We start from the raw sequence: 20,443 nt of genomic DNA on the forward strand, positions 1-20,443 counted from the left end.
AAACGGTCTCACGAAATGACTCAGAACGTCAGCACGCTCAGGAACATCCGCTGCAGCCAGCCCACGGTCGTCGAATCGCTCACAATGCCCTGGCCTGCCTGTTCGATCTTCGCATTCGCCACCTTGCCTGACGAAACATAATTGCCGGCTTCGATGTCCTTCGGATTGACGATACCGGACAGCCTCAGGCGGTCGTGATTGCCGTTCATCGCAATCAGCTTCTCACCGGACACCATCAGATTGCCGGTCGGCATCGTTGCGATCACCGTCACAGCCAGCGTACCGGTCATCCCATTGGTGTCGGTCATGGCGCCTGCTCCCTTGAAGTCCGTCGACGCCGAGCCGATATTGAACAGGCGCGCGAGCCGTGCAGCCGCGCTGGTCGATTGATCGGCAGCAGTCGCAGTAATGTCGCTGGTTCGGCTCGCCGTTGTATTGGCGCTGCTGTTGCCGTTATAAGACTCGGACAGACGAATCGTCAGCACATCGCCCACATGCTGCGCACGCGGCGTTTCGTAGAGCAAGAGCGACGAGCCAGCCTGATAAATCGCGCCTTGCGTGTTGATGTTGAGCGGCGCGCTGACGAGCGGCGGCAACATCGGCGTGTCGACGATCGAATCCTGGTGGCTCGCACAGGCGGCCATACCCAGCGCTGCGGTCAGCGCGGCGATGAGGCGTAGGGTGGTCATAGAGGTTCCTCCACCGGAGAAAAATGAATCAACTCGGTCTCGACACGCGTGTCGCGCCTCAACCCGCTTCGGGACTGCTCGCCTGCCATTGGCGTACGAGCGACTTCACCCACGCATCGGGATCTTTCAGCAGATAGGTGAGCGTGCCGTTGTGCGTGGACGGCAAAAAGCACAAGGTGATCGAGCTCACGGCGTTTTCCCATAGGTACACAGGAACCGCACCGCCGGCTGCCGACGTGTTCTTCGTGACGAGCTGCGGCGCTCCGTAGCGGCTTGCCAGCGCCTCACGCAGATCGCTGGCCGTGACCTCGTCGACGACGAACGAAATCTCGTACAGACGCAGCGCTGTCTGGCCGTTGACACGCGCGAACCGCAGCACATGATCCTGTGCCAGCGCGCCATCCACCACGGCCTGCGAGACCTGCCAGTGGTCGGCCGTCCGGTGCGCCCAGCGACACGCCACCGTGAGGCTCTCGCTCGTCTTCAGACTCATGCCGAGCGCTTCGGCCAGCATGTCTGTCTCGCAAACGGGCACGCTGCCGACGGGTGTCGCGCGCACGGTCGAACCCGCGCGGAATTCGTCGAGCGTGATGCCAAGCGGAATGCCGCGAAACGCGAACGGCGCATCCATGGAACGCTTGTGCTCGTCCCCGCCGCTGTGCCTCGACGCGGAGGCTGAAGTTGACGCTGTCGCTACCGCTGCCGTCGACGAAGCCACACCGCGCGCCGCGGGATCCGCATGCGCAGCAGGTGCCGCCTGGCCCAGCAGCATCGAAACCGCCAACGGCGCCAGCGTACCGAGCCATTGACGGGTAGACAGTCGGGCGCTCATGGCTCAGTCAATCGCCGCTGCGCATGCGTTGAACGGCTCGGCCGCGGCATGCCCCACCGCCGGCAGGATATCCAGCGTTGCGGCCGTCAGGCGGCACGGCAGCGCAGCGACACCGCAACCGTCGAGCGGCAGCAGCATCGCACCCAGCGCCAGCCAGCTTGCGGCACGCACACACCGCTTGAAAACAGTGAGAGTCGGCACGGTGAGCCTCGTCAGGTCAGGCGGTCGTGTTGACGTTGTTGCCGATCAGGCCGCCCGGCAGAGCCGGCGACGTGGGTTCGGCCGGCAGCCCTTCGGGTTTGGCCGCGCCCTCCGAGGTCGGCGTCGGCCGCTCGCGCTGCACGGGCGGAAAGGTGGTGGGGCGGAGATTGTTCTGGACGGTCATGATGTACCTCGCGTATCACTTGGGTGCGGATTCGGTTACCGCACATCGGGGACACTGAGGGGAGAACTGACCTTCAGGCCAACGAAGCACGGCGGCGATGGACTACAGAGCGAATCATCACGCTGCGAAGGAACTCACGATGCACGAAGGAACGCGCGCTTTTCCACGGTTCTTACGAGGGGTTCCGAATGCGCGCCAATTCTTTCCACTCAGGAAATACGGTAAGCAAAACCGGCTTGATGCGTCCCTCGATCCGCAATTAATATTGCCGGTGCCAGCGCTGTATTTCGACCGTCTTGCCTTGCCGGACAAGGCTTTCCAAGAGGGCCGGAAGGACTTCTCTAGCGCCGCGCGCCGGCAGGTAAGTGTTGGTAAGAAAACAGTGATCCGTTTGCCACACGCGTCGGTCTAAAATTTCGAAATGAATCCACAGGTCCTTATCGTCGACGACGACCCGGTCGTACGCGATCTGCTTTGCCGCTTTCTGCAATCGAACGGGTTCGACGCTTCCGTGCTCCACGACGGCACGCACTTGCAACGCCGCCTCGAAAGAGAGCGGCCATCGGTCGTTGTGCTCGACATCATGATGCCGAACACCGACGGTCTGCGCGCGCTCACTGCGTTGCGCGCAGCCGGCGACGACATTCCGGTGATCTTCGTCACAGCGCGCGGCACCGTGGCGGACCGCATCGTGGGTCTGTCACTCGGTGCGGACGACTATCTGACGAAGCCGTTCGATCCGCGTGAACTGCTGGCCCGCATCCAGACGGTGTTGCGCCGGCGCGGACCTTCGACCACCAGCGCGCCCGAAGCCCGCAAGCCGTATCACTTCGGGCCGTTCGAACTCGACTTCGCGACCCGCACCCTGTCGCGCGAGGGCACACGGCTCGCGCTGCGCGACAGTGAATTCGCGCTGCTGAAGATCTTCGTCAACAATCCGTACAAAGTGCTCTCGCGCGTGCTGATCCACGATCTGGTCCATCGCGACAACCTCGCGTTTCGCGATCGCAGCCTCGACGTGCCGATCTGGCGCTTGCGCCGCGTGATCGAAGACGACCCGTCGAGCCCGTGCTATGTCCAGACGGTGCGCGGCAAGGGTTATGTGTTCGTGCCGGATGCGGACGGAACCCCCTTCTCGATCGAGGGTGCGGCGGCTTCATGAAAAACCCGTTGAACACGCTATTCGGCAGAATGGCGTTGCTCTCGACGGCGGTATTGTTGGCAATTCAGGCCAGCTGGTTCGTACTGATCGTAATGCAGCCGCCTCACCACGAGGTGGACGGATTCGCACGCGGCATTCTCTTGATGCTGCAGGCGGCCAACGGCGAGCCCGTGCAGGGCGCCGATCTCGCACCGGCGATGCGCGTGCATCTGGTGCCGACGTGGAACATGCCTTCCACGATCCATTTGCAGCCGCCCACCGCGCGGCAGTTCGTCGAACTCAGCCAGCATTTGCGAGCCCGCTTGCCGGTCGGCACGCAGATCGAGGTCGACGATGCGACGCCACAGCGTCTGTGGATTCGCTATCCTGGCAAGTCGATGTGGGTGGTCGTGCCTGTCGACATTCCGGCGCGTCCGCGCTTTATCGTCGAAACGGTGTCGATGCTGGTTGCCGCGCTGATTCTGTCGCTGCTCGCCGTGTGGCAGATGCAGCGGCCGCTATCGCGGGTCGCGCTCGCCGCGCGTGCGTTCGGTGCAGGCGGGCGCCCCGAGCCGGTGAATGTGCAGGGGCCACGCGAACTGCGCGACCTGATCGGTTCATTCAACGACATGATGCGGCGCCTCAACGAGGCCGGCGACGATCAGGCGGTGATGCTGGCCGGTGTCGCGCACGACCTGAAGGCGCCGCTAACGCGGCTCAAGCTGCGGGCGAGCGTGCTCGTCGCGGAAAGCGAACGGGCTGGGTTGATCCGCGATGTCGACTCGCTGACCAATATCGTCCAGCAGTTTCTCGAATTCGCCGGCCAGTCTGCGGATGCCGGTCAGCCCGTCGAAGTCGAAGCCTTCCTGCGCGAGCAGTTTTCGAGCGTGGATATCGCGGAGACCGCCAGCGCCGCCGAGATGAGCGGCGTCACAGGCCACGGGGACCATGCGAGCCACGGAGATCCAACGGAAGACGCCGACGCCTATCCCGCCGAAGCCCCGCTGTTCAATCTCGACTTGCGCGCCGGCCCGCAGTTCACGCTGCCGCGCACCCTGCTCGACCGGCTCGTGACGAACCTCGTCGACAACGCACTCGAACACGGCGCGCCCCCTGTCGATATTTCGACGGCACGCGATAACGGGCACTGGGTGGTGAGTGTGCGCGATCACGGGGAGGGGATTCCCGACGATCGGATCGCCGCTGCAATGAAGCCGTTTGTGCGGCTCGATGCCGCGCGCGGAGGCGAAGGACACTGTGGCCTGGGGCTGGCGATCGTCGCGCGGCTCGCACACGATCGCGGTGGACGCTGCGACGTCTATAACCATCCGCAGGGCGGTTTGTGCGTGCGGATCGCGTTGCCGATTAGCCAAGGCGAAGTCTGAGGCCAATGTCACCGCTGTCATTAGTACGGTCGGGGCGATAAAAGCTGCATCTGCGGCGGCCGTACGTACTTACACGAACTTACCAGGTGGTCCCGACGGTAAGCCGCGCACGTATAGTCAGCGCGGGCTTCCTCGATAGCCCCCTGTTCGGTCCGCCCAGCTGTTGCCCGGGCGGGCCGCTTTTTTTGTGCCTTCGGTTTAGATGACCAGCCGGTCGTGCAACGTCTCGATGGTCGTCTGAGACAGTCCGAGTCCGACGGTCAGATAGCTCGACATCGTGCCGTAGCTCGCCTGCACCTGATCGAAGCCCGCCTGTAAAAAGCTCTCCTGCACGCTGAACAGTGGCGCGTCGAGCGCGGCCGTCGCCGCGCCGCTTTGCGCCTGAACCGCAGCGATTTGCGCGTTGATCGAGACGGCCGAGTAAGTATTCGTCAGAAGATAATCCTGCACGATCACGTCGAGCGGCACATTCGCAATGCTCAGCAGAAGCGCTGCAACCCAACCGGCGCGGTCCTTACCCGCTGTGGAATGGAACAGTTGTGCGCCCGGATTATTCGCCAGTTGCGTGAGCAGTGCGCCATACGCGGCCCGCTGAGCCGTGCCGGTGACATACGCACGCTCTGCGCTCTGCATCACGGCGATGGCGCTCCCCGACAGGTCTGCCGGTGGGACGACCGCATCGGCCTCGCCCGTCACATTGATGTTCTGATAAGCCGCGCCGGCAGGCATCACGTCCTGAGCCCGGGCAACCTCGCCGGGCGTGCGCAGATCGTAGACGTTCGCAATCCTGAGCGTGTCGATCACGGCCTTGTCCGCCGTGCTCAGGGTCAACGTGTTCGAGCGGTAAAACACACCAAGGCGCACCTGGCGACCGTCCACCGTTTGATAGTCGCCGGCTGCACCGCCGACATCGCGAAAGTTGTCCGCCGACGCCAGCCGCGGCGCATCCGCCGCATCCGACGACAGACCGCCGCCACCGCACGCCGACAGCAATGCGCTTCCGAATCCTGACATCAGCAGCACGCTCGCCGAGCCTTTCAGGAAGCCACGGCGCGTCGCGAACTCACCATTCGGTACACATTGGGGCGGACGAGGCTTGCTCGGGCCGGTCGCACGTAAGCGAACTTTCGCAGTGAAATCCATTGAGTGTATTGGTAAGGGGCGCTTTCGCCGTTGGACGGATGGGCGGCGTAAAACCAACAGCGCCGGGGCGCAGTGTACCGGGGGGAAATACCCGGTGGGTTACAAAGTAGGAACCAGTAAGGATCTGAAATTGACTCCTGACCAGTTGAAACAACGTCAGCCCAGATGCCTGCGCCCGCCGTGCGGGTTTTTTGTCCGGACTGGTCCGCTCGCCTTTGTGCACCGTAAAATACGGGCGCACCAGCGTGCAACCGCGAACCGCAGGCAACAGAATCAGGGGCTCAGGAGACGGGATGGCGTCATTTCAGTGGTTCACGGAGTTGACGACGCGCGAGCGCCGCACGCTCTACGCGGGCTTCGGCGGTTATGCCGTCGATGCGTTTGACTTCATGATCTACTCGTTTCTGATCCCGACGCTGATCGTTACCTGGGGTATGACCAAGAGCGAAGCGGGGATGATCGCGACCAGCTCGCTCATCTCCTCGGCGATCGGCGGCTGGCTCGCTGGCATTCTCTCCGATCGCTACGGACGCGTACGTGTGCTGCAATGGACCATCGCCACATTCGCGCTTTTCACCTGCCTGTCGGGTTTCACCCATTCGTTCTGGCAACTGCTGACCACGCGCACGCTGCAGGGCATCGGCTTCGGCGGGGAATGGTCGGTGGTGACCGTCATGATGGCCGAGACGATCCGCTCGCCGCAGCATCGTGCGAAGGCGGTCGGCACCGTGCAGAGCAGCTGGTCGTTCGGCTGGGCCGCAGCGGCAATCGTCTACTGGGTATCGTTCGCCGTGTTACCGGAGCAAACGGCCTGGCGCGCCTGCTTCTGGGTTGGCATCCTGCCGGCGCTGTGGATCGTCTACGTGCGCCGTAACGTGAGCGACCCGGAGATCTTTCTCGCTACCCGCCGTGCCCGCGACACCGGTGTCGACACGTCTCACTTCCTGCAGATCTTTTACTTTCCGCATCTGAAGACCACGCTGCTCGGCAGCGCGCTATGCAGCGGCATGCTGGGCGGCTACTACGCGATCACCACCTGGCTGCCGACCTATCTGAAGACCGTGCGGCATCTGTCCGTGTTCAATACCAGCGGCTATCTGATCGTGCTGATCGTCGGCTCGTTCACCGGGTATATCGTCGGGGCGATCCTGTGCGACAGGATCGGCCGGCGCGCGTCGTTCATCCTGTTTGCGATCGGCTCGTTCGTGCTCGGCATGGTCTACACCATGTTGCCCATCACCAATAGCACGATGCTGCTGCTCGGCTTTCCACTCGGCGTGGTGGTGCAAGGGATTTTTGCCGGCGTGGGCGCGTATCTGTCCGAGCTGTATCCGAATGAGATTCGTGGCTCGGGTCAGGGCTTTTGCTACAACCTTGGACGCGGCGTCGGCTCGTTCTTTCCGATTCTCGTCGGCATGCTTTCGCAATCGATGACGCTCGTCAATGCGATGGGCCTTGTTGCCGGCTCAGGCTATCTGCTCGTGATTGCAGCGGCCCTGTGTCTGCCTGAGACGAAGGGTAAGGCGCTCGCCGCTGCAGCCGCAGATCCGGGCGCGGCATCCTGATGCGCATTCCACAAACATGAAAACGATTGTTCTTGGCGGAGGCGTGATCGGCGTCGCCACTGCTTTTTATCTCGCAGGCCATGGGTGCAAGGTCACGGTGATCGAGCGCGAGCCCGATGTGGCGCTCGAGACCAGTTTCGGCAATGCCGGCGTGATTGCGCCGGGCTATGTGACGCCGTGGGCGGCGCCGGGGATGCCGGCGAAGATGCTCAAATACCTGTTCAAGCCAACCTCGCCGCTGATCTTCAGGCCGACGTTCGATCCTGCGCAATGGCGTTGGATTGCGCGCTGGTTGCGTGAGTGCGACCTCGAGCGGTTTCGCGTGAACAAGCAGCGCATGCAGAGGATTGCTTATTACAGCCGCTCCTGTCTGCAGGAGTTTCGTGGGCGCTATCCGTTTGATTACGGGCGCAGTCAGGGGTATCTGCAGCTATTTCGCAGCGAGTATGACGTCGAGTTGGCGCAGCCCGCGCTAGCGGTGCTACGTGATGCTGGGATCGCGTATCGGGAGATTAGTGCGGCGCAGTGCGTGGAGATCGAGCCAGGATTGCGGTGGGCGCGCGAGACGCCGTTGTCCGGGCTTTATCTGCCGGATGACGAGGCTGGCGATTGTGCCCGGTTTACGCGGGAGTTGCGGTCGATCTGCGAGAACCATGGCGTACGGTTCCGGCTCGATACTCGGGTGACTGGACTTGATGTTCAGGGTGGTGCGGTGCGGGGGGTGCGGGTCGATAGTGAAATTGGTGAAGAAGTGCTTCGGGCGGACGCCGTTGTGGTGGCGTTAGGCGCGGATAGTGTGCAGTTGCTTGCGCCACTGGGCGTCAAGGTGCCGCTTTATCCTGTGAAAGGGTATTCGGCTACGTTGCCCGTTATCGACGATGAGAAGGCGCCTCGGGGCGCTTTGATGGACGAAGCTTTTAAAACTGCTATCACGCGGTTTGGCAGGAACCTGCGGGTCGCGGGGACGGCTGAACTTGGGGATCGGCGGTCGACTCTTAGGGAGCAGGCGTTGCAGACCGTGCTCAAGGTTCTCGACGACTGGTTTCCTCACGCAAGCAAACCCAGCTCCGCGCACTTCTGGGTTGGGAGGAGACCCATGATGCCGGATGGGGCGCCTCTTCTTGGCCCCTCCGGGATTGATGGGCTCTGGATCAATCTCGGCCACGGGTCCACCGGCTGGGCTATGGCGATGGGATCCGGGAAGGTTGTCGCGGATCTGGTTACGCTGCGTGAGCCGGAGATTGACGTTGAAGGGCTCACTTTGGGCAGGTATCGGAGGTAGCTTCCATCCCCCAATTGAAAAGCCGGGTCGTCCTTGCGGGCGCCCGGCTTTGGGCACAGCTTGTCGTCTCCACCTCTTCCTGCAAATCGTTGCCGGCTCCACGTCTGGTCGCGCGGAACCGGTGAAGATTTAGCGCGGCAGCTCCGAATGCCCCATCAGGAATGCGTCCACCGAACGCGCGCATTGACGGCCTTCGCGGATCGCCCACACCACCAGCGATTGACCACGCCGCATATCGCCGGCCGTGAACACCTTGTCCACCGACGTGTAATACGCCTTGTCACCTTCCGTCGACGAACGCACGTTGCCGCGCGCATCCTTGTCGACGCCGAATGCTTCCAGCACCGGCGAGACCGGCTGCGTAAAGCCCATCGCCAGCAGCACCAGGTCGGCCTTCATTTCGAATTCGGAACCCGCCACTTCCTGCATCTTGCCGTCCTTCCATTCGACTCGCACGGCAATCAGCTTTTCAACCTTGCCGTTCTTGCCTTCGAAACGCTTGGTCGCCACTGCCCAATCGCGCTCGCAACCTTCCTCGTGCGAGGACGAGGTGCGCAGCTTGATCGGCCAGTACGGCCACACGAGCGGCTTGTTCTCTTCTTCCGGCGGCTGCGGCAGCAGTTCGAACTGCGTGACATCCTTCGCGCCGTGACGGTTCGAGGTGCCGACGCAGTCGGACCCTGTATCGCCGCCACCGATCACCACCACGTGCTTGCCCTTGGCGACCAGTTGGCTCGTGAGCTTGTCGCCCGCATTGACCTTGTTCTGCTGCGGCAGGAACTCCATGGCGTAATGGATGCCTTCCAGTTCGCGGCCCGGCACCGGCAGATCGCGCGGCGTTTCCGAACCACCCGACAGCACTACCGCGTCGAACTGCTCTTTCAGCTCGGCCGGCGTGATCGTTTCCTTCGCCGTATTGTTGATATGCGAAGCCAAAGGATCCTTGCCGATGAACACGTTGGCGCGGAACGTCACCCCTTCGGCCTCCATCTGACGCATGCGGCGGTCGATCAGCCATTTTTCCAGCTTGAAATCAGGAATGCCGTAACGCAGCAGGCCACCGATGCGGTCGTTCTTTTCGAACACCGTCACATCGTGCCCCGCGCGCGCGAGTTGCTGCGCAACGGCGAGACCGGCGGGGCCAGAGCCAACCACGGCGACCTTCTTGCCTGTCTTGTGCTTTGACGGCAACGGCGCGACCCAGCCTTCGGCCCACGCCTTGTCGATGATCGCGTGTTCGATCGACTTGATGCCGACCGGATCGTCATTGATGCCGAGCGTGCACGCCGCTTCGCACGGCGCCGGGCAGATGCGGCCCGTGAACTCCGGGAAGTTGTTGGTAGAGTGCAGCACGTCGATCGCGTTCTTCCAGTCCTGATGAAACACCAGGTCGTTGAAGTCCGGGATGATGTTGTTCACCGGGCAGCCGTTGTTGCAGAACGGAATGCCACAGTCCATGCAACGTGCGCCTTGAATTTTCGCTTCGTCGTCGGACAGCGCCGCGACGAATTCCTTGTAGTGCTTCACACGCGTGAGCGGAGCTTCGTACGTCTCATGGCGACGTTCGAACTCGAGAAAACCGGTTGCCTTGCCCATGTGGTTCTCTTATCTATCTGTACAGGTGGGGGAATCGGCACCCGCCGCACACGAGGGCGGCGGGCACAACTATTGGGTATCTACCGTCTTGGGCTGCAAATTACGCGGCGAGGACTTCCTTGTTTGCCTTCTTCGCAGCCATCTCGCCCAGTGCGCGCTTGTATTCCGTCGGGAACACCTTCACGAACTGACGGCGCGACGCGTCCCAGTTTTCGAGCAATGCCTTCGCACGCGGCGAGCCGGTGAACTGGAAGTGACGCTCGATAAGCCCCTTGAGCAGCACTTCGTCGGTTTCGTTCGCGTGCCACAGGCCCTTGTCGACCGTGCGTTCCTGTTCGGCCTGTTGCAGCACCGGATCGAGCGCGACCATCGACTTGTTGCACTTGCCGGCAAACGTGCTGTCCGGGTCATACACATAAGCGAGGCCGCCCGACATGCCGGCCGCGAAGTTACGGCCGGTTTCGCCGAGCACGACCACCGTGCCGCCGGTCATGTATTCGCAACCATGGTCACCCGTGCCTTCGACAACCGCTGTCGCACCCGAGTTACGCACGCAGAAACGCTCGCCTGCCACACCGCGGAAGAACGATTCGCCTTCGATCGCGCCGTACATCACCGTGTTACCGCAGATGATGTTTTCTTCCGACTTGCCGCGGAAATCGTTAGTCGGACGAATGATGATGCGTCCGCCCGACAGGCCCTTGCCGACGTAGTCGTTACCGTCGCCGACCAGATCGAGCGTGATGCCCCTGGCGAGGAACGCGCCGAAGCTCTGGCCAGCCGTGCCCTTGAGCTGAATGTGAATCGAGTCGTCGGGCAAACCGTCATGGCCATACTTCCTGGCGACCATGCCGGACAACATCGCACCGACCGTGCGATTCACGTTGCGCACCGGCTGGATGAACGAGACATGCTCGCCCTTCTCGATCGCCGCCTTCGCTTTCTCGATCAGCGTGTGATCGAGCGCCTTGTCGAGACCGTGGTCCTGCACATCGACGTGCTTGCGTGCCACTTCTACCGGGACTGACGGCTGGTAAAACACACGCGAGAAGTCCAGACCCTTCGCCTTCCAGTGCTCGATGCCCTTCTTCGTGTCGAGCAGTTCGGCATGGCCGATCAGGTCGTCGAACTTGCGGATGCCCAGTTGCGCCATGATTTCGCGCGCTTCTTCCGCAACGAAGAAGAAGAAGTTGACGACGTGTTCCGGCTGGCCCTTGAACTTCGCGCGCAGCACCGGATCCTGCGTCGCAACGCCAACCGGGCAGGTATTCAGGTGGCACTTGCGCATCATGATGCAGCCCTGGACCACGAGCGGCGCCGTCGCAAAGCCGAATTCATCCGCGCCGAGCAGGGCGCCGATCACGACGTCGCGGCCGGTCTTCATCTGACCGTCGGCCTGCACACGAATACGGCCACGCAACTGATTCAGCACCAGGGTCTGCTGCGTTTCAGCGAGACCGAGTTCCCACGGCGTGCCGGCGTGCTTGAGCGACGACAGGGGCGAGGCGCCCGTGCCGCCATCATGACCCGCGATCACGACGTGATCAGCCTTCGCCTTTGCCACACCTGCAGCAACCGTACCGACGCCCGATTCGGACACAAGCTTCACCGAGATACTGGCAGCCGAGTTCGCGTTCTTCAGATCGTGGATAAGCTGTGCCAGATCTTCGATCGAGTAAATGTCATGGTGCGGCGGCGGCGAGATCAGGCCAACGCCCGGCACCGAGTAACGCAGCTTGCCGATGTAATCGGACACCTTGTGACCCGGCAGCTGGCCGCCTTCGCCCGGCTTCGCGCCCTGCGCCATCTTGATCTGGATCTGGTCGGCCGACGACAGATACTCCGCCGTCACGCCGAAACGGCCCGACGCCACCTGCTTGATCTTCGAACGCAGCGAATCGCCGTCCTTCAACGGAATGTCGACGATGACTTCCTCGCCGATCACCGACTTCATCGTGTCGCCGTTCTTGATCGGAATGCCGCGCAGTTCGTTGCGATAGCGGTTCGCATCCTCGCCGCCCTCACCGGTGTTCGACTTGCCGCCGATGCGGTTCATCGCCACCGCCAACGTGGCGTGGGCTTCGGTCGAGATCGAGCCGAGCGACATGGCGCCCGTAGCAAAGCGCTTGACGATTTCCTTCGCCGGTTCGACTTCGTCGAGCGGAATCGCCTTGCTCGGATCGAACTTGAACTCGAACAGGCCGCGGAAAGTCATGTGACGGCGGGTCTGGTCGTTGATCAGGTGCGCGTATTCCTTGTACGTCTGATACGAGTTGCTGCGCGCCGAGTGCTGCAGCTTGGCGATCGCATCCGGCGTCCACATATGTTCTTCGCCGCGCACGCGGTAGGCGTACTCGCCGCCTGCGTCGAGCATCGTGGCCAGCACGGGGTTGTCGCCGAATGCTTCGCGATGCAGACGAATGGCTTCTTCCGCTACGTCAAACAGGCCAATGCCGCCCACCTTTGACGAGGTGCCCTTGAAGTACTTCGACACCAGGTCTTCGGCAAGGCCGACCGCTTCGAAGATCTGCGCACCGGTGTACGACATGTACGTCGAAATGCCCATCTTCGACATGACCTTCTGCAGGCCCTTGCCGACTGCCTTGGTGAAGTTGTAGACCGCCTTGTCCGCCGACAGGTCGCCCTTCAGGCCGGCCGCCATCTGCGCGAGCGTTTCCATCGCGAGGTACGGGTGCACGGCTTCCGCGCCGTAGCCCGCGAGCAACGCGAAGTGATGCGTCTCACGCGCCGAGCCGGTTTCGACAACCAGCCCCGCGCTCGTGCGCAGACCGTGCTGCACGAGATGCGTGTGGATCGCGGCGGTGGCGAGCAACGCCGGGATCGCGACGTTGTCGCGATCGGTCTTGCGGTCCGACACGATCAGCATGTTGTAGCCGGACTTCACCGCATCGACGGCTTCCGCGCACAGCGACGCCAGGCGCGCTTCGATGCCTTCCTTGCCCCAGGACACCGGATAGCAGATGTTCAGCTCATACGAACTGAACTTGCCGCCCGTGTATTGATCGATCGCGCGGATCTTGGCGATATCACGGAAGTCGAGCACCGGCTGCGACACTTCGAGACGCATCGGCGGGTTGATGTTGTTCGTATCCAACAGGTTCGGCTTCGGACCGACGAACGACACCAGCGACATCACCATGTTTTCACGGATCGGGTCGATCGGCGGGTTCGTGACTTGCGCGAACAGCTGCTTGAAGTAGTGATAGAGCGTCTTGTTCTTGTTGGACATGACCGCCAGCGGCGAGTCGTTGCCCATCGAACCGACGGCCTCTTCGCCGGCTTGCGCCATCGGCGCCATCAGGAACTTGAGGTCTTCCTGGGTGTAGCCGAAGGCCTGCTGACGATCCAGCAAGGCTGCGGGCTCGCGACGCTCCGTCACGACGTCTTCCGCGCTCGGCTCGATTTCGTCGAGCTTGATGCGCACCGCGTCGATCCAGCTCTTGTACGGCTTCGCGTTGGCGAGGTTGTCCTTGAGCTCCTTGTCGTCGATGATACGGCCGTGTTCCATGTCGATCAGGAACATCTTGCCCGGCTGCAGACGCCACTTCTTGACGATCTTCGATTCGGGAATCGGCAGCGTGCCCGCTTCCGACGCCATGATGACGAGGTCGTCGTCCGTCACGATGTAGCGCGCCGGACGCAGGCCGTTACGGTCGAGCGTGGCGCCGATCTGACGGCCGTCGGTGAACGCGATCGCGGCGGGGCCGTCCCACGGCTCCATCATGGCGGCGTGGTATTCGTAGAACGCGCGGCGATTGTCGTCCATCAGCGTGTGCTGTTCCCAGGCTTCCGGGATCATCATCATCATCGCGTGGACGAGCGGATAGCCGGCCATCACCAGCAGTTCGAGGCAGTTGTCGAACGAGGCGGTGTCCGATTGGCCCGGGTAGATCAGCGGCCACAGCTTCGGCAGGTCGTCACCAAGCACGTGCGAGGCGATTGCGCCCGTACGCGCATTCAGCCAGTTGACGTTGCCCTTCACCGTGTTGATTTCGCCGTTGTGGGCAATCATCCGGTACGGGTGAGCCAGTTCCCACGCCGGAAACGTGTTCGTGGAGAAGCGTTGGTGCACCAGCGCCAGCGCCGACACGGTGCGGTCGTCCTGCAGGTCGCGGTAGTACACGCCCACCTGGCCGGCCAGCAGCAGGCCCTTGTAGACCACCGTGCGCGCCGACATGGACGGCACGAAGTATTCCTTGCCATGCTTGAGCTTGAGCGCCTGGATGCGGTGGCTCGCGGTCTTGCGGATGACGTACAGCTTCCGTTCGAGCGCGTCGGTCACCATGATGTCCTTGCCACGGCCGATAAAGATCTGACGGATCAGCGGCTCGCTCGCCTTGACGGTGGGCGAAATCGGCATGGAATGGTCGACCGGCACGTCGCGCCAGCCCAGCACCACCTGGCCTTCAGCTTTCACCGTGCGTTCGAGTTCCTGTTCGCAGGCGAGACGCGAGGCGTGTTCCTTCGGCAGGAAGATCATGCCGACGCCGTATTCGCCGTTCGGCGGCAACGTCACGCCCTGCTTGGCCATTTCCTCGCGATAGAAGCCGTCCGGGATCTGGATCAGGATGCCGGCGCCGTCGCCCATCAGCGGGTCTGCGCCGACGGCGCCCCGGTGATCGAGGTTCTCGAGAATCTTCAGACCCTGCTCGATGATCTCGTGGCTTTTCTTGCCTTTGATGTGCGCGACGAAGCCGACACCACAGGCGTCGTGCTCGTTTTGCGGGTCATAGAGACCTTGCGCGGCGGGAACCGAAGAGACCGGTTGCTGGTGATCGTTCATGGGGACACCGTCTGAAAGGGGGCCGGGGAAGGCCGTTGAACCGTTTTTTTATTGCCCACAGTCGCGCTGCAACTGCGCAGGCAGCTTCGACGCGGCGCGCATCGAAACAGCCGGAATTCGGAATATACGCGACGAATCAAGGGAATAGCAAATAAAATGTGATGATGTGGCACCTATTATCAGATTGGTGCATCGCACAGCATTTTTATTGGTTCCACATCAATTCGGTGCAAATAAAACGGCATCCGAAGATGCCGTCTCGGGTGTTGCCCCTTGAAACGAAACGCTTATTGGGTCTGCGGCGTTTCCCGAACCTTGCGCGGTCGCCCGCGCGGCAGCGGCGACACCCGGCGGTTGGCTGCTCGCGCCGCCCATTCGCGATACGTGTCGCTTCCCAGGACCCAGCCTTTTAGCGTGGCCTGTTGCAACTGGCTGGCTTCGCGCTCATCCAGCGGCTGCTCGCAAAGTTCGCGGTAGGCGCGCTGGCGCTCGAACGGCGTATTGCCGAGCGACCAGTACAACGGGTGATCCGTAATCAGGCTGTCGAGTGTCAGCCCAATATGGTGCCGGTAGCTCGACCACCGGTAATCTTCTGGTGCACTAACGAGTTGCCCTCGCACCGGACACATTTCCACCACCCGGCTTGCCAGCAGGAAGTAACGCTCGCCTTCGATGACGGTTGCCCGGTAGCGTCCCTCCCACAAGGTGCCGCGCCGCGAATAGCGCCGGTTGAAGTGGGCGACGTAGCGGCGACCAACCGCTTGCATTGCCTTGGGCAAGCTCGACTCCTCTGTAGGAGTGACGAGCAGTTGCACCGCACCTGGCATCAACGCGTACGCGTGGATAGACAGATGATGGTCGCGGGAAGCCGCCTTCAGACAATCGATGAAGAGCTCGTAATCCTGTTCGTCGACAAATGCGGGCTGCTGATCAAGCCCGCGCAGGATGACGTGCTGCGGCTGGTCGGGGACATAGAGACGTGCGAGCCGTGCCATGCTGGAGTATCCAATAGTCGCGTTGGTATATACCCGAAGGTCCAAAGTAGCCGAACGCCCGTACGATTCGGTGCGGCGCGGCTAAGCCGAAAACCACGCGGGGCTTAGGGAGAAAGCTCTAACCGCCGCGTATGGTTTGTTTCAAACGTTCTGGTCATAATGAGCGGGCCTTTTCTGGAGGAGCACACATATGAAATTAAAACAGGCCATGACGGGGATCGCGGCGCTTGCCTGCATGACGGCAGCCCACGCTCAATCGGCCGGAACCTTTTACGTCACGACAGGCTGGTTGCATCTTGCACCTCAGTCCTCTAGCCAACCGTTGAAGGAGACAAGCGTTGGCGGCTCACCCGTCAATGTCACACTACCTAATACAGGAGCCAGCCTCGATAGCGCCGACACCCTCGGCTTTACCGCTGGCTACTTCGTCACCGACCACATCGCGACCGAATTCGTGATTGGCGTCCCGCCGAAATTCAATCTGGATGGCTCGGGTGCCTTCTCGTCATACGGCAAGCTCGGTGATGCCAAACAGTGGAGCCCGACTCTGCTGTTCAAGTACTACTTCAGAGACGCACAAGCGCGCTTCCGTCCGTATCTTGGCGTGGGCGTCACCCACGTTTCGTTCACCGACGCGGAAATCACCAACAGCGTCTTCGAACAGCAGGTGTTGCATGGTCCGACCACCGTATCCACGGATAGTTCGTGGGAGCCGGTGTTTAATGGGGGCTTCACCTTCGCAATCGACCAGCACTGGTTTGCCGGTTTCTCGCTCTCATATCTGCCGCTCAGCACCACTGCGAAGCTGAACACTGCGGCCGCCACGCCGGTCGGCACGCTCAATGTCCAGTCGCAGACAAAAATCAAGCTGAACCCGATCGTCAGTTACATCAGCATAGGTTATCGCTTCTGACACCAAGCCTAAGGTTAGACGAGTTTTCGGGGCTTGAACAATGCCGCCATGCATTCATGGCGGCATTTTCATTTGTATGGCGCACAACGGCCCCTTCGCATGACGTCGGTACACGTTGTTTTGTAAGTTTGACCAGCGTGGGTACGTCTGCGCTGCAAATTGTGCAGTCGCAAAGCGCGGATCAGGTGCGTGGGACCGCATCCGGTGTATGGCACCGAAGTTGCGTGGCATGGAGTTTCCCTCGCGGTTTATGCGGGACCCCTTTGACCAACCAACGACGGAGCGACCATGACTGCACTACCGAATACGCGAGACGCCCTTGGCGAATCCTGGACGACGACGAGCCGCCGCGCGCGCCGGATCGCGCGCCACAGCCGCCATGCGGCTGAAGACATCGCTACTGAACTGCGCTCACTGATGTCGGAACTCGAAGATACGCTGGCTGACGGCACTCAAGCCGATGCGGTGGCGCTGCGCGCCCAGTTGCGCAAGCGTCTGGACGTTGCGCGCGAGCGCCTGAACGAAACCCGCGATGCCGTGCGCCAACGCGCCGAAACTGCGATTTCGGATGCCGACGACTACGTCCACGAGAACCCGTGGCAAACCATTGCGATCGTGGGCGGCATTGCCCTGATTGCCGGCGCGCTGGTTGCGCGGTCGCGCTAAGGGACTCGCTCAACGCACGGTTGATCGCCCGCCGCGCCTCTCCTGATAGAGGCGCCGGCGAGTGCGACGCTCGAGCGCCCTAGTTATCCGCGATGACGAACAGCCGCTGATATTCCTTGAGCGCGTACCGGTCGGTCATGCCCGCGATGTAGTGGGCAACCAGGCGAGGCTGGATCGCCAGATCCGGCGATTGATAGGACGGCGGCAGCAGCCGCGGATCGTCGGTGAACGCGTCGAACAGACCGATCACTACGCGGCGCGCCTTGTTTGCCATGCGCATGACGCGATAGTGCCGATACAAGTTCTTGAACAGAAAGCGCTTGAGTACAGTCGCCTGCGCGGCCACCGTTTCACTATGCGCGACGAGCGGCGGAGCGGCACGCACGGCGTCAAGCGAAGCCGGAGCATGCCGGTTCAGGTTGCCGGTAGTGGTTTCGATGAGGTCGACGATCAGCGTATTGATGATCCGCCGCACGGTTTCGTGGATCAGCCTGCGTCCCTCGATCTGCGGATAGTCCCGCAGCGCCGCCTCATAGTGCGTCTGCCACAACTCGACCTCGGCCAGCTGCCCGACGGTGATCAGCCCTGAACGCAAGCCATCGTCGACATCGTGGTTGTTGTACGCGATCTCGTCTGCGACGTTCGCAATCTGCGCCTCGATGGAAGGCTGTCGGCCTTCGAGGAAGCGCTCGCCTAAAGCGCCGAGACGCCGCGCATTTTCTCGTGAGCAGTGCTTGAGGATGCCCTCGCGCGTTTCAAAGCACAGATTGAGGCCGTTAAAGGCTCCGTAGTGCTCTTCGAGATCGTCGACCACGGCGAGGCTCTGCAGATTGTGCTCGAAGCCGCCATGCTCGCGCATGCACTCGTTGAGCGCGTCCTGGCCGGCGTGGCCGAACGGCGTGTGGCCGAGATCGTGAGCGAGGGAAATGGCTTCCACCAGATCTTCATTTACGCGCAGGTTGCGAGCCACCGAACGCGCGATCTGCGCCACTTCCAGACTATGCGTGAGACGGGTGCGAAACAGATCGCCCTCGTGATTCACGAACACCTGCGTCTTGTATTCGAGGCGGCGGAACGCGGTTGAGTGCACGATGCGATCGCGGTCGCGCTGGAATTCGGTCCGCGCACTAGGCGGCGCTTCGGCATAGCGGCGGCCGCGCGATTGCGACGCATGTGCCGCGTACGGTGCCAGATGCGCTTCCAGCGCAGCGAGGGGCGGCATAACAACGGCGTGTGCCGGGGCTGCGCCTACAGGCGCGGCGCCGGTTGATTCCGTTAAGGTTTCGCGATGCGTGTCACTCACCGGCTTCTCCGAATCGTGGACGATACCCGGGCCGCATCGCCACGTTCAGACGGCGGCCGCTAGCGTGGCATGCACGGCGGAATCGGGCGCGGGGCCGATCAGCGTCTCACCGAAACGCTTCAGCAGGATGAACTTGATCTCGCCTGCCTCGGCTTTCTTGTCGACCCGCATCAGGTCGACATAGCGCGATTCACCGAGTGCCGGCGCGCGGATGGGCAGATGCGCGGCGGTGATCACGTCGACCAGGCGCTTGCGCGCGGCTTCGTCGAGATGTCCAAGGCGCACCGACAGATCCGCTGCCATGACCATTCCACAGCCTACGGCCTCGCCATGTAGCCATTCGCCGTAGCCGAGTCCGGCTTCGATTGCATGGCCGAACGTGTGGCCGAAGTTGAGGATCGCACGCAGACCGCCTTCGCGCTCGTCTTTCGCCACCACCGATGCCTTGATCTCGCACGAACGCTTGACCGCTTCAGCCAGCGCCTGCGGCTCACAGCGGTTCAAGGCGCCGATATTCGCTTCGATCCAGTCGAAGAACGCCGCGTCCGCGATGGCGCCCGTCTTGATGACTTCGGCGATGCCTGCAGCCAGTTCGCGCGCCGGCAGCGTACGCAACGCACCGATGTCGGCGATCACCGCTTGCGGCTGATAGAACGCGCCGATCATGTTCTTGCCGAGCGGATGATTGATCCCGGTCTTGCCACCCACCGAGGAATCGACCTGCGACAGCAAGGTGGTCGGCACCTGGATGAAGGGCACGCCGCGCATATAGCAGGCGGCTGCAAAACCCGTCATGTCACCGATCACGCCGCCGCCCAGCGCAATCAGCGTGGTCTTGCGGTCGGCCCGCGCGCCGAGCAGCGCGTCGAAGATCAGATTGAGCGTTTCCCAGTTCTTGTAGACCTCGCCGTCCGGCAGCACGACCGTGGACACCTGCTTGCCGAGCGGCGCCAGTGCCTTCCGCAGCGCGTCGCCGTAGAGCGGATCGACGGTGGTGTTGGTGACGATGGTGACGGACGAACCGGCAATATGCGGCGCAAACAGCGCGGTCTGGCCGATCAGGTCGGCGCCGATATGAATGGGATAGGCGCGGTCGCCCAATTCGACATTGACGGTAATCATGCTTGCATTATGACGCAGGAGGTTTGGCGATGCCGGCCATCTCGAGCTGCATCAGGACCATGTTAACGAGGCCGTTGACCGACGGCCGGCCGGTTTCGATGACGAAATGTGCGCACTCGCGATAAAGCGGGTCGCGCACCGCGAACAGTTCTTCCAGACGCGCTTTGGGGTCTTCGGTCTGCAGCAGCGGCCGATTCTTGTCGCGCCGCGTGCGCAGCCAAAGATCGTGCGGATTGGCGCGCAAATAGACGACAAGGCCGTTATTTTGCAGCGCCTGACGGTTTTCCGGCCGCAAGATGGCTCCGCCGCCGGTGGCCAGCACGATATCCCGCTGACTGGTGAAGTCGCTGATGACCTGCGCTTCGCGGTCGCGAAAACCCGCCTCGCCTTCGAGTTCGAAGATGACGGGAATACGCGCGCCGGTGCGCGCCACGATCTCGTGGTCGGAATCGAAGAACGGACGATCCAGCCGGCGCGCCACAGCGCGGCCCACGGTGGTCTTGCCTGCCCCCATGAGCCCTACAAAAAATACATTGGCGTGTGCGTCCCGCGCTTGCAACGGTGTCCTCTGGCTAATCCGGTATGGTTCGTGCCGCAGCTTACTGGCAAAGCGACTGCCTTG

Annotated in this window: 18 protein-coding genes; 7 read left to right on the plus strand and 11 right to left on the minus strand. The window is 62.2% G+C overall.

The annotated features are described in order from the left end of the window. Positions 1 to 20: 20 nt before the first annotated feature. Genes P3T24_RS33105 through P3T24_RS33120 form a run of 4 tightly spaced genes read right to left on the minus strand, consistent with a single transcriptional unit; the run spans position 21 to position 1,906 of the window. Positions 21 to 689: a flagellar basal body L-ring protein FlgH gene (locus P3T24_RS33105; protein WP_074262660.1), complete on the minus strand. Its 669-nt coding sequence runs from the start codon at positions 687 to 689 to the stop codon at positions 21 to 23. Between the two features lie 58 nt (positions 690 to 747). Next, entirely contained in the window at positions 748 to 1,521 is a 774-nt protein-coding gene (locus P3T24_RS33110; protein WP_429411447.1) for a hypothetical protein, read from the minus strand. Positions 1,522 to 1,524: 3 nt separating this feature from the next. Further along, on the minus strand, positions 1,525 to 1,722 hold the full coding sequence (locus P3T24_RS33115) for a DUF6726 family protein (RefSeq protein WP_074262662.1): 198 nt from the start codon (positions 1,720 to 1,722) through the stop codon (positions 1,525 to 1,527). Between the two features lie 16 nt (positions 1,723 to 1,738). Then, on the minus strand, positions 1,739 to 1,906 hold the full coding sequence (locus tag P3T24_RS33120; RefSeq protein ID WP_167379359.1) for a hypothetical protein: 168 nt from the start codon (positions 1,904 to 1,906) through the stop codon (positions 1,739 to 1,741). 139 nt (positions 1,907 to 2,045) lie between these two features. Between P3T24_RS33120 and P3T24_RS33125 the strand changes: the two genes are divergently transcribed. The 3 genes from P3T24_RS33125 to P3T24_RS33135 are packed head-to-tail and all read left to right on the plus strand — an operon-like array spanning position 2,046 to position 4,432. Beyond that, positions 2,046 to 2,318 carry a hypothetical protein gene (locus P3T24_RS33125; RefSeq protein WP_429441021.1) on the plus strand — a complete coding sequence of 91 codons (273 nt, stop codon included), beginning with the start codon at positions 2,046 to 2,048 and terminating at the stop codon, positions 2,316 to 2,318. Between the two features lie 9 nt (positions 2,319 to 2,327). Next, on the plus strand, positions 2,328 to 3,068 hold the full coding sequence (locus P3T24_RS33130; protein ID WP_074262664.1) for a response regulator: 741 nt from the start codon (positions 2,328 to 2,330) through the stop codon (positions 3,066 to 3,068). Continuing rightward, entirely contained in the window at positions 3,065 to 4,432 is a 1,368-nt protein-coding gene (locus tag P3T24_RS33135) for an ATP-binding protein (protein WP_074262665.1), read from the plus strand. The genes P3T24_RS33130 and P3T24_RS33135 overlap by 4 nt, the downstream gene beginning before the upstream one ends. A gap of 198 nt (positions 4,433 to 4,630) precedes the next feature. Here the strand turns inward: P3T24_RS33135 and P3T24_RS33140 are convergent, their stop codons facing one another. Next, the gene (locus tag P3T24_RS33140) at positions 4,631 to 5,575 is read right to left on the minus strand and encodes a tyrosine-protein phosphatase (protein WP_429441023.1); all 945 of its coding nucleotides are present in this window, start codon (positions 5,573 to 5,575) and stop codon (positions 4,631 to 4,633) included. Positions 5,576 to 5,868: 293 nt separating this feature from the next. Between P3T24_RS33140 and P3T24_RS33145 the strand changes: the two genes are divergently transcribed. Both P3T24_RS33145 and P3T24_RS33150 read left to right on the plus strand, forming a co-directional pair. Next, positions 5,869 to 7,140, plus strand: a complete 1,272-nt coding sequence (locus P3T24_RS33145; RefSeq protein ID WP_074262667.1) for an MFS transporter — start codon at positions 5,869 to 5,871, stop codon at positions 7,138 to 7,140. 16 nt (positions 7,141 to 7,156) lie between these two features. Then, positions 7,157 to 8,422: a D-amino acid dehydrogenase gene (locus P3T24_RS33150; RefSeq protein WP_429441025.1), complete on the plus strand. Its 1,266-nt coding sequence runs from the start codon at positions 7,157 to 7,159 to the stop codon at positions 8,420 to 8,422. Positions 8,423 to 8,551: 129 nt separating this feature from the next. Here P3T24_RS33150 and P3T24_RS33155 read toward each other — a convergent pair whose 3' ends face one another. The 3 genes from P3T24_RS33155 to P3T24_RS33165 form a co-directional block, all read right to left on the minus strand. Further along, a complete protein-coding gene (locus P3T24_RS33155; protein WP_429441027.1) occupies positions 8,552 to 10,018 on the minus strand; it encodes a glutamate synthase subunit beta in 1,467 nt (488 codons plus the stop codon). A 100-nt stretch (positions 10,019 to 10,118) separates the two neighbouring features. After that, positions 10,119 to 14,822: a glutamate synthase-related protein gene (locus P3T24_RS33160; protein WP_429441029.1), complete on the minus strand. Its 4,704-nt coding sequence runs from the start codon at positions 14,820 to 14,822 to the stop codon at positions 10,119 to 10,121. Between the two features lie 287 nt (positions 14,823 to 15,109). Then, complete coding sequence (locus P3T24_RS33165; protein WP_074262671.1) at positions 15,110 to 15,817, minus strand: transposase; 708 nt, start codon at positions 15,815 to 15,817, stop codon at positions 15,110 to 15,112. Between the two features lie 190 nt (positions 15,818 to 16,007). Between P3T24_RS33165 and P3T24_RS33170 the strand changes: the two genes are divergently transcribed. Both P3T24_RS33170 and P3T24_RS33175 read left to right on the plus strand, forming a co-directional pair. After that, positions 16,008 to 16,730, plus strand: a complete 723-nt coding sequence (locus tag P3T24_RS33170; protein ID WP_074262672.1) for an OmpW/AlkL family protein — start codon at positions 16,008 to 16,010, stop codon at positions 16,728 to 16,730. 288 nt (positions 16,731 to 17,018) lie between these two features. Further along, a complete protein-coding gene (locus P3T24_RS33175) occupies positions 17,019 to 17,396 on the plus strand; it encodes a DUF883 family protein (RefSeq protein WP_074262673.1) in 378 nt (125 codons plus the stop codon). A gap of 79 nt (positions 17,397 to 17,475) precedes the next feature. Here P3T24_RS33175 and P3T24_RS33180 read toward each other — a convergent pair whose 3' ends face one another. The 3 genes from P3T24_RS33180 to P3T24_RS33190 form a co-directional block, all read right to left on the minus strand. Further along, a complete protein-coding gene (locus P3T24_RS33180; protein ID WP_429441059.1) occupies positions 17,476 to 18,618 on the minus strand; it encodes a deoxyguanosinetriphosphate triphosphohydrolase in 1,143 nt (380 codons plus the stop codon). Positions 18,619 to 18,744: 126 nt separating this feature from the next. Further along, on the minus strand, positions 18,745 to 19,821 hold the full coding sequence (aroB, locus tag P3T24_RS33185) for a 3-dehydroquinate synthase (protein ID WP_429441031.1): 1,077 nt from the start codon (positions 19,819 to 19,821) through the stop codon (positions 18,745 to 18,747). A gap of 7 nt (positions 19,822 to 19,828) precedes the next feature. Then, positions 19,829 to 20,380 carry a shikimate kinase gene (locus P3T24_RS33190; RefSeq protein WP_074262676.1) on the minus strand — a complete coding sequence of 184 codons (552 nt, stop codon included), beginning with the start codon at positions 20,378 to 20,380 and terminating at the stop codon, positions 19,829 to 19,831. Positions 20,381 to 20,443 lie beyond the last annotated feature (63 nt).

The organism is Paraburkholderia sp. GAS33, assembly GCF_050436645.1.
Taxonomy (GTDB): Bacteria; Pseudomonadota; Gammaproteobacteria; order Burkholderiales; family Burkholderiaceae; genus Paraburkholderia; species Paraburkholderia phenazinium_B.

Excerpts from the sequence above, each read along its gene's own strand:
- P3T24_RS33180 (WP_429441059.1), bottom strand. The coding sequence starts at position 18,618 with ATGCCGCCCCTCGCTGCGCTGGAAGCGCATCTGGCACCGTACGCGGCA.
- P3T24_RS33165 (WP_074262671.1), bottom strand. The coding sequence starts at position 15,817 with ATGGCACGGCTCGCACGTCTCTATGTCCCCGACCAGCCGCAGCACGTC.
- P3T24_RS33150 (WP_429441025.1), top strand. The coding sequence starts at position 7,157 with ATGAAAACGATTGTTCTTGGCGGAGGCGTGATCGGCGTCGCCACTGCT.
- P3T24_RS33120 (WP_167379359.1), bottom strand. The coding sequence starts at position 1,906 with ATGACCGTCCAGAACAATCTCCGCCCCACCACCTTTCCGCCCGTGCAG.
- P3T24_RS33170 (WP_074262672.1), top strand. The coding sequence starts at position 16,008 with ATGAAATTAAAACAGGCCATGACGGGGATCGCGGCGCTTGCCTGCATG.
- P3T24_RS33125 (WP_429441021.1), top strand. The coding sequence starts at position 2,046 with ATGCACGAAGGAACGCGCGCTTTTCCACGGTTCTTACGAGGGGTTCCG.
- P3T24_RS33175 (WP_074262673.1), top strand. The coding sequence starts at position 17,019 with ATGACTGCACTACCGAATACGCGAGACGCCCTTGGCGAATCCTGGACG.
- P3T24_RS33160 (WP_429441029.1), bottom strand. The coding sequence starts at position 14,822 with ATGAACGATCACCAGCAACCGGTCTCTTCGGTTCCCGCCGCGCAAGGT.
- P3T24_RS33110 (WP_429411447.1), bottom strand. The coding sequence starts at position 1,521 with ATGAGCGCCCGACTGTCTACCCGTCAATGGCTCGGTACGCTGGCGCCG.
- aroB (WP_429441031.1), bottom strand. The coding sequence starts at position 19,821 with ATGATTACCGTCAATGTCGAATTGGGCGACCGCGCCTATCCCATTCAT.
- P3T24_RS33105 (WP_074262660.1), bottom strand. The coding sequence starts at position 689 with ATGACCACCCTACGCCTCATCGCCGCGCTGACCGCAGCGCTGGGTATG.
- P3T24_RS33155 (WP_429441027.1), bottom strand. The coding sequence starts at position 10,018 with ATGGGCAAGGCAACCGGTTTTCTCGAGTTCGAACGTCGCCATGAGACG.
- P3T24_RS33145 (WP_074262667.1), top strand. The coding sequence starts at position 5,869 with ATGGCGTCATTTCAGTGGTTCACGGAGTTGACGACGCGCGAGCGCCGC.
- P3T24_RS33135 (WP_074262665.1), top strand. The coding sequence starts at position 3,065 with ATGAAAAACCCGTTGAACACGCTATTCGGCAGAATGGCGTTGCTCTCG.
- P3T24_RS33140 (WP_429441023.1), bottom strand. The coding sequence starts at position 5,575 with ATGGATTTCACTGCGAAAGTTCGCTTACGTGCGACCGGCCCGAGCAAG.
- P3T24_RS33130 (WP_074262664.1), top strand. The coding sequence starts at position 2,328 with ATGAATCCACAGGTCCTTATCGTCGACGACGACCCGGTCGTACGCGAT.